The sequence below is a fragment of the Stenotrophomonas sp. YJH_SMC_43 genome (assembly GCF_059372535.1).
On sequence record NZ_JCAFVQ010000003.1, the window covers coordinates 472,595 to 485,954 of the forward strand.

13 protein-coding genes are annotated in these 13,360 nt (G+C 66.8%); 2 read left to right on the forward strand and 11 right to left on the reverse strand.

Translation table 11 applies throughout. The annotated features are described in order from the left end of the window. Positions 1-36 precede the first annotated feature (36 nt). The 3 genes from smeF to smeD all read right to left on the reverse strand — a co-directional run bounded on the left by smeF (position 37) and on the right by smeD (position 5,839). Positions 37-1,422: a multidrug efflux RND transporter outer membrane subunit SmeF gene (gene smeF / locus AC5QAH_RS14310; RefSeq protein ID WP_197597758.1), complete on the reverse strand. Its 1,386-nt coding sequence runs from the start codon at positions 1,420-1,422 to the stop codon at positions 37-39. A 97-nt stretch (positions 1,423-1,519) separates the two neighbouring features. Continuing rightward, positions 1,520-4,642, reverse strand: a complete 3,123-nt coding sequence (smeE, locus tag AC5QAH_RS14315) for a multidrug efflux RND transporter permease subunit SmeE (protein WP_010481397.1) — start codon at positions 4,640-4,642, stop codon at positions 1,520-1,522. Between the two features lie 12 nt (positions 4,643-4,654). Then, positions 4,655-5,839: a multidrug efflux RND transporter periplasmic adaptor subunit SmeD gene (gene smeD / locus AC5QAH_RS14320; protein WP_010481396.1), complete on the reverse strand. Its 1,185-nt coding sequence runs from the start codon at positions 5,837-5,839 to the stop codon at positions 4,655-4,657. A gap of 208 nt (positions 5,840-6,047) precedes the next feature. Here smeD and smeT point away from each other — a divergent pair, with 208 nt between their 5' ends. After that, a complete protein-coding gene (smeT, locus tag AC5QAH_RS14325; protein ID WP_019337673.1) occupies positions 6,048-6,707 on the forward strand; it encodes an efflux transporter SmeDEF transcriptional repressor SmeT in 660 nt (219 codons plus the stop codon). 45 nt (positions 6,708-6,752) lie between these two features. Then, the gene (locus AC5QAH_RS14330) at positions 6,753-7,745 is read left to right on the forward strand and encodes a Gfo/Idh/MocA family protein (RefSeq protein WP_043401018.1); all 993 of its coding nucleotides are present in this window, start codon (positions 6,753-6,755) and stop codon (positions 7,743-7,745) included. A gap of 54 nt (positions 7,746-7,799) precedes the next feature. Here the strand turns inward: AC5QAH_RS14330 and hslU are convergent, their stop codons facing one another. The 8 genes from hslU to AC5QAH_RS14370 all read right to left on the reverse strand — a co-directional run bounded on the left by hslU (position 7,800) and on the right by AC5QAH_RS14370 (position 13,337). Continuing rightward, positions 7,800-9,173, reverse strand: coding sequence for an ATP-dependent protease ATPase subunit HslU (gene hslU, locus AC5QAH_RS14335; protein ID WP_019337671.1), 1,374 nt, complete (start codon positions 9,171-9,173; stop codon positions 7,800-7,802). Between the two features lie 60 nt (positions 9,174-9,233). Continuing rightward, a complete protein-coding gene (hslV, locus tag AC5QAH_RS14340) occupies positions 9,234-9,785 on the reverse strand; it encodes an ATP-dependent protease subunit HslV (RefSeq protein WP_005411093.1) in 552 nt (183 codons plus the stop codon). A 74-nt stretch (positions 9,786-9,859) separates the two neighbouring features. Then, positions 9,860-10,060: a DUF3079 domain-containing protein gene (locus tag AC5QAH_RS14345; protein WP_010481389.1), complete on the reverse strand. Its 201-nt coding sequence runs from the start codon at positions 10,058-10,060 to the stop codon at positions 9,860-9,862. A gap of 77 nt (positions 10,061-10,137) precedes the next feature. Beyond that, positions 10,138-11,028 (reverse strand): tyrosine recombinase XerC, encoded by an 891-nt coding sequence (xerC, locus tag AC5QAH_RS14350; RefSeq protein ID WP_126560762.1) that lies wholly within the window; start codon positions 11,026-11,028, stop codon positions 10,138-10,140. Positions 11,029-11,041: 13 nt separating this feature from the next. Beyond that, entirely contained in the window at positions 11,042-11,716 is a 675-nt protein-coding gene (locus AC5QAH_RS14355; RefSeq protein ID WP_010481384.1) for a DUF484 family protein, read from the reverse strand. Next, positions 11,713-12,564, reverse strand: coding sequence for a diaminopimelate epimerase (dapF, locus tag AC5QAH_RS14360; RefSeq protein WP_043401027.1), 852 nt, complete (start codon positions 12,562-12,564; stop codon positions 11,713-11,715). The genes AC5QAH_RS14355 and dapF overlap by 4 nt, the downstream gene beginning before the upstream one ends. Further along, on the reverse strand, positions 12,557-12,829 hold the full coding sequence (gene lptM, locus AC5QAH_RS14365) for an LPS translocon maturation chaperone LptM (protein ID WP_019337667.1): 273 nt from the start codon (positions 12,827-12,829) through the stop codon (positions 12,557-12,559). Before lptM ends, dapF begins: the two co-directional genes overlap by 8 nt. 82 nt (positions 12,830-12,911) lie before the next feature. Continuing rightward, on the reverse strand, positions 12,912-13,337 hold the full coding sequence (locus AC5QAH_RS14370; protein ID WP_125437725.1) for a YbaN family protein: 426 nt from the start codon (positions 13,335-13,337) through the stop codon (positions 12,912-12,914). Positions 13,338-13,360 lie beyond the last annotated feature (23 nt).

A 13,360-nucleotide genomic window follows, 5' to 3' on the forward strand; every position in this document is an offset into this window, starting at 1 on the left:
GGGCGTGGCCCGGCGCTACCGGTATCGAATTGCTGCTCAGCTGCGCTCGTGCCAGCCGCCACCCAGCACCTTGTACAGGGTGATGCGGTTGGCCTGTTGCGCCAGCTGGGCCTGCAGCTGGGTCTGCTGCGCGTTGTAGGCGGTACGCCGCGCATCAAGCAGGGTGACGAAGCTATCCAGCCCCGCGTCGTAGCGGGCCTGCGACAGGCGGTTGGCCTGTTCGGCCGCGTCCACCAGGCGCTGCTGTGAACTCACCTGCTCGTCCAGGCTGACATTCAATGCCAGCGCATCGGCGGTTTCGCGGAAGCCCACCTGGATCGACTTCTCGTACTGCGCCAGAGCGATATCACGATCTGCGTTGGCGATGGCCAGATTGGCGCGCAGCTTGCCGCCCTGGAAGATCGGCAGGGTGATCTTCGGCAGGAAACTCCATACACGGGTGCCACTGTCGAACAGGTTGGACAGTTCGTTCGAACCACTGCCGATGCTGCCGGTCAGCGAGATGCTCGGGAAGAACGCCGCGCGTGCCGCACCGATGTTGGCGTTTGCGGCCAGCAGCTGGTGTTCGGCGGCCATGATGTCCGGGCGCTGCAGCAGCACGTCGCTGGGCAGGCCGGCCGGCGGCGGGGCCAGTGCCAGCAGCTGTGGCTCCATGCTGTCCGGCAGCAGTGCCGGATCCAGCTGGCCACCGGCCAGCAGCGCCAGCGCATTGCGGTCCTGGGCCAGCTGGCCACGCAGGCGTGCAGCATCCGTACGTGCGGTCTCGACCAGGGTACGGGTCTGGGTCAGCTCCAGCGCCGAACTGCCACCACGTTCGTGGCGGGCCTCGGCCAGGCGCAGCGAATCCTCGTAGGTCTTCAGCGTGGCCTCGGCGATCTTCAGCTGCTGCGCATCGGCACCATAGGTCAGCCACGCAGTCGCGGTCTCGGCCACCAGACTCAGCTGCGCGTTGCGGCGGTTGGCGGCCACGGCGAAGTACTGCTGCAACGCCGCTTCACTGAGATTGCGCACGCGGCCGAACAGATCCAGCTCGAACTCGGCCACGCCGACACCGGCGGTGAACTGCTCGGTGACGCCGGCGTCGGTGCCTCGGCGCTCCATCTGGCCGGTGACAGCCACGCCGGGCACGCGGTCGGCACGTTGTACGCGGTACTGGCCGCGCGCGCGCTCTACATTGAGCACGGCCACGCGCAGGTCGCGGTTGTTCTGCAGAGACTGGTCGATCACCTGCTGCAGGCGTGGATCGGTGAAGAAGTCGCGCCAGCCGACGGCGGCGACATCGGTCACCTGGCCCTGCGCGGCTTCGGCCGGCCACTGCGCTGGAATCGCCGGAGCGACAGCGGTGTTCTTCGGCACCAGAGTGGAGCAGCCGGCCAGCGCGAGCACGCCGGCCAGGGATACAGCAAGAGAAGAGAATTTCATGGCGACACCTTGGGGGTCACGGTGGTAGCGCCGGGCCATGCCCGGCGGCTACGCGGTGAGGCATCCGCCGGGCATGGCCCGGCGCTACCGGATTTCATCACTCGGCGGTCTTGCGCTTGAACACGCGCTGCACCACCACGAAGAACAGCGGCACGAAGAACACACCGAGCACGGTGCCGACGATCATGCCGCCGAGCACGCCGGTACCGATCGCCTGCTTGGCGCCGGAACCGGCACCGGTGGAGACCGCCAGCGGTACCACGCCCATGCCGAAGGCCAGCGAGGTCATCACGATCGGACGCAAGCGGTCGCGCACGGCATGCATGATCGACTCGATCAGGCTGGCGCCCTTCTCCAGGTTCTCCTTGGCGAACTCGACGATCAGGATCGCGTTCTTGCTGGTCAGGCCCACCGTGGTCAGCATCGCCACCTGGAAGTAGATGTCGCGCTCCAGGCCCTTGAAGGTGTTGGCCAGCACGGCGCCGAGGATACCCAGCGGGGCCGCCAGCAGCACCGCGGTCGGCACGCTCCAGCTTTCGTACATCGCGGCCAGGCACAGGAACACGATCATCAGCGACAGCGTGTACAGCAGCGGCGTCTGCGAGCCGGCCTGGCGTTCCTGGTAGGACATCGCCGTCCACTCGATGCCGAAGCCCGCCGGCAGCTGCTTGGCCAACTGTTCGATCTCGGCCATGGCGTCACCGGAGGCCACACCCGGGGCCGGTTCGCCCTGGATTTCCATTGCCGACACGCCGTTGTAGCGCTCCAGGCGCGGCGAGCCGTAGTCCCAGTGCTTGGTGGCGAACGCGCTGAACGGCACCATCTCGCCCTTGTCGTTCTTCACGGACCAGAGGTCGAAGTCTTCCGGGACCATGCGGAACGGCTGGTCAGCCTGCACGAACACGCGCTTGACGCGGCCGCGATCGACGAAGTCATCGATGTACGAGCTGCCCCACGCGGCGGCCAGGGTGCCGTTGATCTGGTCGATCGACAGCCCCAGCGAGGTCGCCTTGGCCGCATCGATGTCGATGCGGAACTGCGGCGTGTCTTCCTGGCCGTTCGGGCGCACGTTGGCCAGTTTCTTGCTGCCGGCGGCGAGGCCGAGCAGCTGGTTGCGCGCGGCCACCAGTGCCTCGTGGCCCTGGCCACTGTTGTCCTTCAGGAAGAAGGTGTAGCCCGAAGCGGTACCCAGCTCCGGGATGGCCGGCGGCGGGAAGGCGAAGATGAAGGCATCCTTGATCTGGCCCAGGGCCGCCATCGCGCGACCGGTGATCGGCATCACGCCATTGTTGGCGTCACGCTCGCTCCAGTCCTTCAGCTTGACGAATGCCATGCCCGCGTTCTGGCCCATGCCGGCGAAGCTGAAGCCCTGCACCGAGAACACCGAGTCCACCGCATCCTTCTCGTTCTGCAGGAAGTGGTTTTCCAGTGCCGCGATCGATTCCAGCGTACGTTCCTGGGTGGCACCCACCGGCGCCTGCACCAGCGCCATCAGCACGCCCTGGTCTTCGTTGGGCAGGAACGAACTGGGCAGGCGCACGAACAGCACGCCCATCAGCACGAACAGCGCCGCAACGATGCCCATGAAGCGCCACGGACGATGGATGATGCCGCGCACGCCACGCTGGTAGCTTTCGCTGGTGCGGTCGAAACCGCGGTTGAAGCCGTTGAAGAAACGACCGGCCAGGCCGCGATGGGCAACATGGTGCTCGCCCTTCTTCAGCGGCTTGAGCATGGTCGCGCACAACGCCGGGGTCAGCACGATCGCGACCAGCACCGACAATGCCATCGCCGAGACGATCGTGGCCGAGAACTGGCGGTAGATCACGCCGGTGGAACCGCTCATGAAGGCCATCGGCACGAACACTGCCGACAGCACCAGGCCGATGCCGACCAGCGCGCCGGTGATCTGGCCCATCGACTTGCGGGTGGCCTCGAGCGGCGACAGTCCCTCTTCGGACATGATGCGCTCGACGTTTTCCACCACCACGATGGCATCGTCCACCAGCAGGCCGATCGCCAGCACCATCGCGAACATGGTCAGCATGTTCACCGAGAAGCCCAGCATCGCCAGCACGCCGAAGGTACCCAGCAGCACCACCGGCACGGCGATGGTCGGGATCAGGGTGGCGCGGAAGTTCTGCAGGAACAGGTACATCACCACGAACACCAGCACGATCGCTTCGATCAGGGTCTGCACGACGCCCTTGATCGACACACGCACGAACGGCGTGGTGTCGTACGGGATCTCGGCTTTCAGCCCGGCCGGGAAGAAGCTCTTCATGTCCTCCAGCGCGGCATCCACGCCGGCGGCGGTATCCAGCGCGTTGGCGCCGGTGGCCAGGGTGACCGCCAGGCCGCTGGCCGGCTGGCCGTTGTAGCGGGTGACGAAGTCGTACGATTCCGCACCCAGCTCGACGCGGGCGACATCACCCAAGCGCAGCTCGGCACCGTCCTGCGCACCGCGCACGATGATGTTGCGGAACTGTTCCGGGGTCTGCAGGCGCGACTGCGCGTTGATGGTGGCGTTGAGCTGCTGGCCCTTGATCGACGGCGCACCGCCGAGCTGGCCGATGGCGACCTGGGCGTTCTGTGCCTTGATCGCTGCGGTCACTTCGGCGACCGACAGGCCATAGGTATGCAGCTTGTTCGGGTCCAGCCAGATGCGCATGGCGTACTTGCCACCGAACACCTGGATGTTGCCCACGCCCGGCACGCGGCTCAGGCGGTCGACGACATTGGAACCGACGTAGTCGGCGATGTCGTTGGCGTCCATGCTGCCGTCCTCGGACACGAACGCGATGACGTTCAGGAAGCCCGAGCTGGACTTGGCCACGTTGATGCCCTGCCGCTGCACTTCCTGCGGCAGCAGCGGCATGGCCAGCTGCAGCTTGTTCTGCACCTGCACCTGGGCGATGTCCGGGTTGGTGCCGCTCTCGAAGGTCAGGGTGATGGTGGCCTGGCCGTTGGACGAGCTGTTGGAGGAAAAGTAGATCAGGCCATCAAGGCCCTTCATGTTCTGCTCGATGATCTGCGTCACCGAGTCCTCGACCACCTTGGCCGATGCACCCGGGTAGGTGGCGCTGATTTCCACCGCCGGCGGTGCGACGTTGGGGTACATCGAGACCGGCAGCTTGAACAGGGCCAGGCCTCCGGCGAGCATGATGATGATGGCGATCACCCATGCAAAGATGGGTCGATCAATGAAAAAGCGTGCCATGGGGTTCTCCGCTTACTTCGCGTCGCCGGCCGGAGCGGCAGGCTGGGCGGCCGCTGCCGGCTTGGCCGGAGCAGCGCCCTTCTCGGTGGCCTTGACCGGCATGCCGGGGCCGATCTTCTGCAGGCCTTCGACGATGACCTTGTCGCCGGCCTTCAGACCGTCCTCGACCAGCCACTTGTCGCCAACCGTGCGGCTGACCTTGACCGGGCGCACTTCGACCTTGTTGTCCTTGTCGACCACCATCGCGGAGGTGTCACCCTTCGGATCGCGGGCGATGCCGGCCATCGGTACCAGCACCGCATCGCTGCGCACGCCGCCGCCGATCACTGCGCGCACGTACATGCCCGGCATCAGCAGGCCGTCCGGGTTGTCCACCTTCACGCGCAGGCCGAAGCTGCCGGTGGCCGGATCGACGCTGACTTCGGAGAACTCCAGCGTGCCCTTGTGCTCGAAGGTGCTGCCGTCTTCCATCAGGATGCTGACCGGCAGCGTCTGGTTGTCCTGCAGGCGGCCGGCGGCCAGTTCGCGGCGCAGCTGCAGCAGCTCGGCCGAGGACTGGGTCAGGTCGACATAGATCGGATCCAGCTGCTGCACGGTGGCCAGCGCATTGGCCTGGCCGGCGTTGACCAGCGCACCCTGGGTGACGCTGGACTTGCCGATGCGGCCGCTGATCGGCGCGGTGATACGGGCATAGCCGAGGGTGACGTTGGCCGCATCCAGCGATGCCTTGGCGGCGCCGACGTCGGCCTCGGCCTGCTTCTGCGCGGCCACGGCGTTTTCCAGATCCTGCTGGCTGACCGCGTCGACCTTGGCCAGCTCGGTGATGCGCTTGGCGCTCAGGCGGGCGGCATTGGCGGTGGCTTCTGCGCGGGCCAGCTGGGCACGGGCATTGTTGGCCTGGGCGCGGTAGCTGGCGTCGTCGAGCTGGTACAGCGGCTCGCCGGCCTTGACCATGCCACCTTCCGTGAACAGGCGCTTGGCGACGATGCCATTGACCTGCGGGCGCACTTCGGCGACCAGGAAGGCAGTGGTACGGCCCGGCAGTTCGCGGGTCAGGCCCACGGTCTCGGACTTCAGCGTGACCACGGTGACGTCACCGGGGCCCTGTTCGGGGGCCTGGGGTTGGCCGCCGCAGGCAGCCACGGTCGCGGCGATGGCCAGCGACAGCGCGATGGGTCGGATTCGGCTCAGCAACATGACGGAAAGGCTCTCAGGGGAAGGAATCTCAAAACGCGCTGATACAGGCCGAAAGCGCCAGCAGGCAACGCTCACCGGCGGGGAGAAGCAGCCGGCAACGGCCTGCCACGCACACGGCGGGAATGATGGGACGGAAATATACATACATGCGTGTTTGTTTGTAAACAGGTACAATTCAGCCACGTTTCACCCGCACTCGTACCCATCCATGGCCCGCAAGACCAAAGAGGACACCCAGGCAACCCGGGAAGGCATCCTTGACGCCGCCGAAGCCTGTTTCCATGAACACGGCGTGGCCCGTACCACGCTGGAGATGATCGGCGCCCGCGCCGGCTATACCCGTGGCGCGGTGTACTGGCACTTCAAGAACAAGAGTGAGGTGCTGGCCGCGATCGTTGAACGGGTGCACCTGCCCTTCATGCAGGAACTGGAACGCACCTCCACCGAGCAGCGCGACACGCCGGTACACGACCTGCGCGCGGTGATGATCCACTCGTTCATCGAGCTGTCCGAGGATGAGCGCCTGCGCAAGACCATGGAGATCATGCTGCGCAGCGATGCCTCCGCCGACACCAAGGTGCTGACCGAAATGCAGCAGGCCGGATTCCGCGATGCGCTGGACCGGATGGAGCGTGCGCTTCGCCGGGCCCGGGACCTGGGCCAGCTGCGCGAAGGAGCGGACCCGAAGATCGCCGCGCGCATGCTGCACGCCACCGTACTGGGCGTGCTGCACGGCGCGATGGTCGAACCGGAACTGATGGACCTCAAGCGCGACGGCATGCTCGCGCTGGACATGACCCTGGCCGCCTACGTGAAGGATGGCGTGTTCGTGCCCGGAACGGTGCCCGAGCCGTTGCCGGACGCGTGAGCGGCGCTGCTGCCACCACCGCCGTACCCATCTGAGGACAGACCCATGATCCTGGACAATGTGGTGTGGGGCTTCATCGGCTGCGGCAGTGTCACCGAGAAGAAGAGCGGCCCGGCCCTGGCCAGCACACCCGGATCACGGGTTGCAGCGGTCATGCGCCGCAATGCGGCGTTGGCCGAGGATTACGCGAGGCGCCATGCCATTCCCCGTTGGTACGCGGACGCTGATGCGCTCATCGCCGATCCGGAAGTGAACGCGGTGTACGTCGCAACGCCCCCCTCGACGCACATGCAGTACGCGCTGCAGGCGATCGCCGCGGGCAAGCCGGTCTACATCGAAAAGCCGATGGCCATGGATCACGCCGAATGCGAACGCGTACTGGAGGCCAGCGCACGCCGCGGCGTGCCGGTGTTCGTGGCCTATTACCGCCGCGCCCTGCCCCGCTTCGCACAGGTGAAACAGCTGCTGGACAGCGGCGCGATAGGTACGCCGCGCAGCGTGCGCGCCACCCTGCACCGGCCGCATTCGGCGAATGCCGCCTCGCCGGACTTCTGGCGGACCCATCCGGCGATCGCCGGCGGCGGGCTGTTCGTCGATCTGGGCTCGCATACCCTGGACCTGCTCGACCATCTCCTGGGGCCGCTGAGCGATGTGCGTGGCCTGGCCAGTTCGTTGACCGGCGCCTACGCCGCCGAGGACAGCGTCTCGATGTGCTTCCGCACCGGAATGGGCGCGCATGGCATCGCGCAGTGGAGCTTCTGCGCCTTCCGCCGCCAGGATGAGATCGAGATCACCGGCGACCGCGGGCAGCTGCGCTTTGCCACCTTCGAGGACGTTCCGGTGGTTCTGGAGACCGAAGCGGGCGTGCAGGCGTTCGATATCCCGAACCCGCCAGCGGTCCAGCAGCCGTTGATCGCCTCCCTCGTGGACGAACTGCGTGGCAACGGCTGTTCACCGTCGACCGGCATCAGCGCTGCGCGCACCAGTGCGGTGATCGACCAGGTACTGCAGGCCTACCGCGCCCGGCACCCGCACTGACCGCCAACAAAAAGGCCGCCTTTCGGCGGCCCCATAGCTTTGCAGAGCCGGGCATTACAGGATGTAGCGGCTCAGGTCCGGATCCTGCACCAGCTCACCCAGGTGCGCATCGACGTAGGCGCTGTCGATGGCCAGGGTCTCGCCGTCGCGGTCCGGTGCCTCGTAGCTGAGCGAATCCAACAGGCGCTCCAGCACGGTATGCAGGCGGCGGGCACCGATGTTCTCCTGGCGCTCGTTCACCTGGAAGGCGATCTCGGCCAGACGATCAATGGCGTCGGCAGTGAAGCTGACCTTGACGCCCTCGGTGGCCAGCAGCGCTTCGTACTGCTTGGTCAGCGCGGCCTTCGGCTCGGTCAGGATGCGCACGAAATCGTTCTTGCTCAGCGCCCCCAGTTCAACGCGGATCGGGAAGCGACCCTGCAGCTCCGGAATCAGATCGCTGGGCTTGGCCAGGTGGAACGCACCGGAGGCGATGAACAGGATGTGGTCGGTTTTGATGGTGCCGTACTTGGTGGACACGTTGGAGCCTTCCACCAGCGGCAGCAGGTCGCGCTGCACGCCTTCGCGGGACACGTCGCCACCGCCCACGTTGTCACCACGCTTGGCGACCTTGTCGATCTCGTCGATGAAGACGATGCCGTGCTGCTCACAGGCCTCGATCGCCGCGGTGCGGATATCGTCTTCGTTGACCAGCTTGCCGGCCTCTTCTTCCACCAGCAGCGGACGCGCGGCCTTGATGGTCAGCGTGCGCTTATGCGCCTTGGCGCCGCCGCCGAGGTTGGCGAACATCGACTTCAGCTGCTGGCCCATTTCCTCCATGCCCGGTGGGGTCATGATGTCCATGCTGACATTGGCGGCCAGGTCGAGCTCGATCTCGCGCTCGTCCAGCTCACCGTTGCGAAGCATCTTGCGGAACTTGATGCGGGTCTCGTTGTCCTGCGCCGACGGTTCGTTGCGGGCGACTTCCGGATCGAAGCCGATGCCACCGCTGCGGCGCGGCAGCAGCGCATCGAGGATGCGGTCCTCTGCGCGTTCTTCGGCCTGGGTACGCACGCGCACCTTGGCCTGTTCGCGGTACAGCTTCACTGCGGTATCGGCCAGGTCACGGATGATCTGCTCGACATCCTTGCCGACGTAGCCGACTTCGGTGAAGCGGGTCGCTTCGACCTTCACGAACGGCGCGTTGGCCAGCGTGGCCAGGCGGCGCGCGATTTCGGTCTTGCCGACGCCGGTCGGGCCGATCATCAGGATGTTCTTCGGCATCACTTCATTGCGCAGCTCCGGCACCAGCTGCATGCGGCGCCAGCGGTTGCGCAGGGCGATGGCCACGGCGCGCTTGGCGTCGTGCTGGCCCACGATATGCCGGTCCAGTTCCTGCACGATCTCGCGCGGGGTCATGGTGGCGGAGGAAACTTCGATCTTCGACATGGATGTGCTCACGGATTCGTTGTCGGTAGCGCCGGGCCATGCCCGGCGGATCGGGAGGCGTTACAGCTCCTCGACCACCACGTTGCGGTTGGTGTAGATGCAGATGTCGCCGGCAATGCCAATGGCTTCGCTGGCGATGGTGCGCGCATCCAGTTCGGTGTGCGCCATCAGCGCGCGCGCGGCCGACAGCGCATAGGAACCGCCGGAACCGATGGCGATGATGCCGTCCTCCGGTTCGATCACATCGCCGGTGCCGCTGATGATCAGCGAGGTTTCCTTGTCGGCCACTGCCAGCAGGGCCTCGAGCTTGCCCAGGCGGCGCTCGGTGCGCCAATCCTTGGCCAGTTCGACCGCAGCGCGCTGCAGCTGGCCGTGCTTTTCCAGCTTGGCCTCGAACAGCTCGAACAGGGTGAAGGCATCGGCGGCGGCACCGGCGAAGCCGGCCAGCACCTGGCCGTCACGACCGAGGCGGCGCACCTTGCGCGCATTGCCCTTCATCACGGTGTGGCCCAGCGTGACCTGGCCGTCGCCGGCAATGGCCACGTGCTCGCCGCGACGGACGCAGACGATGGTGGTGGCGTGGAAAACGTTGGGATTCTGACTGGGGTCCATGCGGCCTCCGATAGCTGTTCCCGGGACATGGGGACAGCGCCGGGTGCGATCAAGCCTGTGCGGATGGCTGCCGTTCAGCGCTTGGCTTGCGAAGGCCGATCCGGATTGGGCTCGATGCCCCAGGCGATATACCAGTCTTCGCCCTGCGTCTCGATGGGATGCTGGGTGCGGCCGGAACCATTGCCGCAGGCCAGTGCGTCAGCTGCGCAGTAGCGGTCGCAGCCCCAGCAGATGCGCTCGGGATGCCTGGGATGCAGCGGAATGGGCTTCGCCATGGTGGCGGGTTCTTCGTGGCCTGCGGCCACGATGCGCCGGTAGCGCCCGCCCTGCCCTGATCCAGATCAAGGGCGGGCTATTCAGCCGTGTCACCCTTGTTGCGGCGCTTGGCGCGCGGATGCGCGGCGTCGTAGACCTTGGCCAGGTGCTGGAAATCGAGGTGGGTGTAGATCTGGGTGGTGGCGATGTCGGCATGGCCGAGCAGTTCCTGCACGCCACGCAGGTCACCGGATGATTCCAGGATATGGCTGGCGAAGCTGTGCCGCAGCATGTGCGGGTGCACGTGCTTGAACAGGCCCTGGCGCTGCGCCAGCTGGCGGATGCGGATCTGCACCGCGCGTTGGCTGATCGGCCCGTTGCGGCCGGGGAACACTGGCGAGGCCGGGCCACCGCCACTTTCCGCGCGCCACGCCTGCAGCGCTTCGCGCGCCGGCCGGCCGAACGGCACCCGCCGCTGGCGATTGCCCTTGCCCAGTACGTTGACCAGACCACTGTCGAAATCCAGATCGCGCCAGGTCAGCGCGCAGACTTCGCTCAGGCGCAGGCCGGAGGAATAGAACAGTTCCAGCAGCGCGCGATCACGGCGGCCGAGCTCGCCTTCCGGTTCCAGCTCGACCAGCTGCACGGCTTCGTCGGCGTCAAGCACCTGCGGCAACCGGCGCGGCGCACGCGGCGCCTTCAGCGTCGCCGCCGGACTGACCTCGATGCGCCCGTGCTTGAGCAGCCAGGCATAGAAGCTGCGGCAGGCCGACAAGCGGCGCTGCAGGCTCTTGGCCGACAGGCCGCGGCGATGCTCGTCGGCGACGAACTGGCGCACCGCGTCAGCATCAAGCGCCTCCACCGCTACACCACGTGGCTCGGCCCAGACCGACAGCGCATCCAGGTCGCGGCGGTAGGCATCAAGCGTATGCGCCGACATCCGCCGTTCCACCTGCAGGTGCTGCAGGAAGGCCTGTACCGCGCTCATCGTCGTGTCCTGCTCAGCCCGGGAAGCGCTTCAGGCCGGTGACCAGCGCATCGCCCATCATGCGCAGGAACAGCGTGCCCATGCCCGGATAGAAGCGGTTCGGGTCGTGGCTTCCGACCGCAATCAGGCCCACGCCCGGTAGCGGCAGCAGTGCGGTGGTCTGCACTTCCTCGCTGCGCACGCCATAAAGCACGGCATTCTTTTCCGGCTGCAGGCGGCCGCAGATCGGCTCGCCATCCTTCAGGCAGTCGCGGAACGGGCCCAGCTGCGGATCATCGGCGGCGATCACCTGCAGCCAGTCGGCCTGCTCCAGCCCGGCCACCGGCCTGTGCACCACCAGCCGTACCAGGTCGCCGGCGAAATCTTCCTGCAGCGAGGCAGCCATAGCACGCAGGGTATCGGCGGCGTTGTCCTGCTTCATCAGCGCCAGGGTCAGCTGATGCGTGCGCACTGCCAGGCGTTCATTGATCTGGGCGGTTGCGCCCAGATCGGCCAACCGTCGTGCCAGCTCGCGGTTCTTCTCGCGCAGCACTTCCAGCTGGTAGCTGGCCAGCGACGCGGTCGGACCGTCATCACGCGGCACCACCAGGGTCAGGGCCAGGTCCGGGAACTGCTTGAGGAAGCCCGGATGACGCCGCAACCAGGCAGCGACTTCATGGGCCCCGAGCTTGTCGACGGTTTCGGTCATGCGATCCACTCCCCTTCGAAGACGAATGCGGTCGGGCCGGCCATCACCACCGGCTGGCCATCGCCTGGCCACTGGATGCGAAGGTCACCACCGGGCAGGCTGATGCGCGCGTCACGCTGCAGGCGGCCACGCTGCATCAGGGTCACCGCAGCGGCACAGGCACCGCTGCCACAGGCCAGGGTTTCACCGACGCCGCGCTCATTCACACGCAGACGCGCATGCGCCGGGCCCATCACCTGTACGAAGCCCACGTTCACCGAGCGCGGGAAAGACGCATGCTGCTGCAGCAGCGAACCGACGCGCTCGACCGGTGCGGCATCGATCAGGCCCACTTCAATCACCGCATGCGGATTGCCCATCGATACCGCAGCAAAGCGGACGCTCTCGCCCTGCAGCGGCAGCAGGTATTCCTCGCGCGCGTGGGCGAAGCCCATCAGCGGCACGTTGGCCGGCTCGAACGCAGGCACCCCCATGGTCACCGCGAACTGGCCCTCGCCCAGCATCTTCACTTCGTGGCTGGCCAACGGGCTGTCGATGACGAATGCACCGCCCTGCGCACTGCCCTCGCGCACCAGCCAGGCCGCGATGCAGCGAGCGCCGTTGCCGCACTGCTCGGAGTTGGAACCGTCGGCATTCCAGATGCGGTAGGACGCCACCGAGCCTTCCGCGCGCGGTGCTTCGATGGTCAGGATCTGATCGCAGCCGACGCCGGTGTGGCGGTCGGCCAGGCGCGCGGCCAGTTCAGGCGTGGGCGGCGCAGTGCCGTCACGCAGGTCGATCACTACGAAATCATTGCCCGCGCCATGCATCTTGCTGAAGCGCAGCGCCTTGGAACCGGCCTTACTCATTCCCGCCGCCCACCTTCTTCGCAGGCGCAGGCGCCGGTTGGGTGGTCGGTGCAGCCGGGTCCACGGTCGTGGCCGGCGTGCCGCTGCCCTGGGTCTCGGTCGGGGTCGCTTCGGTCGCGGGCTCGGCAACCGGTTCGACGGTTTCTTCCACCGGCACCGGCTTCTGCGGCAGTACCAGCGGGCCCTTGTTGCCGCAGGCGGCGAGGAACAGCAGCGAAGCCGCTGCCAGCGGAATCAGGATGGCGTTTCGATGGGGGGTCTTCATGCCCCGAGTATAGCCACTGGCGGCTGAGCGGTTGGTGCAGGGGATCGGGTTGCCGGCCAGCGGCCGGCACCACCGCAGGGGTTCAATCCGCGGGCGGCGGCAGCGGCCGGGTCCACAGCCAGATCGCCACCACGGTCATGCTGCCGATCGAGAACCACTTCACCCAGGCGATCGGCACGCACCACAACATGATGCCGGCGCATACCGCCATGGTGATCGTGGCCATCCACTTGCCGTAGCGGCTGACTGCACCATGCGCCTGCCAGTTGGCGATGGCCGGGCCAAAGCGTGGATGCTGCAGCAGCCAGCTGTGCAGGCGCTCGGAGCCGCGCGAGGCGGCCCACGCCGAGATCAGGATGAATACGGTGGTCGGCAGGCCCGGCACGAAGATCCCGACGATGCCAGTACCGAGGCTGACGTACGCCAGCAGCCACCACGCCCAGCGGAAACGCACCACGCGCGGTGGCGCGGTGGCGTCGCGAGGGGCGGAAGGATCTGGCGCGCTCATGGCCGCAAGGATACCGGTTCAGG

What these genes read in the sequence shown, in the direction of transcription:
- AC5QAH_RS14355 (WP_010481384.1), bottom strand. Translation starts at nt 11,716, where the DNA reads ATGACCGAAACCGTCGACAAGCTCGGGGCCCATGAAGTCGCTGCCTGG.
- smeT (WP_019337673.1), top strand. Translation starts at nt 6,048, where the DNA reads ATGGCCCGCAAGACCAAAGAGGACACCCAGGCAACCCGGGAAGGCATC.
- lptM (WP_019337667.1), bottom strand. Translation starts at nt 12,829, where the DNA reads ATGAAGACCCCCCATCGAAACGCCATCCTGATTCCGCTGGCAGCGGCT.
- AC5QAH_RS14345 (WP_010481389.1), bottom strand. Translation starts at nt 10,060, where the DNA reads ATGGCGAAGCCCATTCCGCTGCATCCCAGGCATCCCGAGCGCATCTGC.
- xerC (WP_126560762.1), bottom strand. Translation starts at nt 11,028, where the DNA reads ATGAGCGCGGTACAGGCCTTCCTGCAGCACCTGCAGGTGGAACGGCGG.
- hslV (WP_005411093.1), bottom strand. Translation starts at nt 9,785, where the DNA reads ATGGACCCCAGTCAGAATCCCAACGTTTTCCACGCCACCACCATCGTC.
- smeE (WP_010481397.1), bottom strand. Translation starts at nt 4,642, where the DNA reads ATGGCACGCTTTTTCATTGATCGACCCATCTTTGCATGGGTGATCGCC.
- smeD (WP_010481396.1), bottom strand. Translation starts at nt 5,839, where the DNA reads ATGTTGCTGAGCCGAATCCGACCCATCGCGCTGTCGCTGGCCATCGCC.
- AC5QAH_RS14370 (WP_125437725.1), bottom strand. Translation starts at nt 13,337, where the DNA reads ATGAGCGCGCCAGATCCTTCCGCCCCTCGCGACGCCACCGCGCCACCG.
- AC5QAH_RS14330 (WP_043401018.1), top strand. Translation starts at nt 6,753, where the DNA reads ATGATCCTGGACAATGTGGTGTGGGGCTTCATCGGCTGCGGCAGTGTC.
- dapF (WP_043401027.1), bottom strand. Translation starts at nt 12,564, where the DNA reads ATGAGTAAGGCCGGTTCCAAGGCGCTGCGCTTCAGCAAGATGCATGGC.
- hslU (WP_019337671.1), bottom strand. Translation starts at nt 9,173, where the DNA reads ATGTCGAAGATCGAAGTTTCCTCCGCCACCATGACCCCGCGCGAGATC.
- smeF (WP_197597758.1), bottom strand. Translation starts at nt 1,422, where the DNA reads ATGAAATTCTCTTCTCTTGCTGTATCCCTGGCCGGCGTGCTCGCGCTG.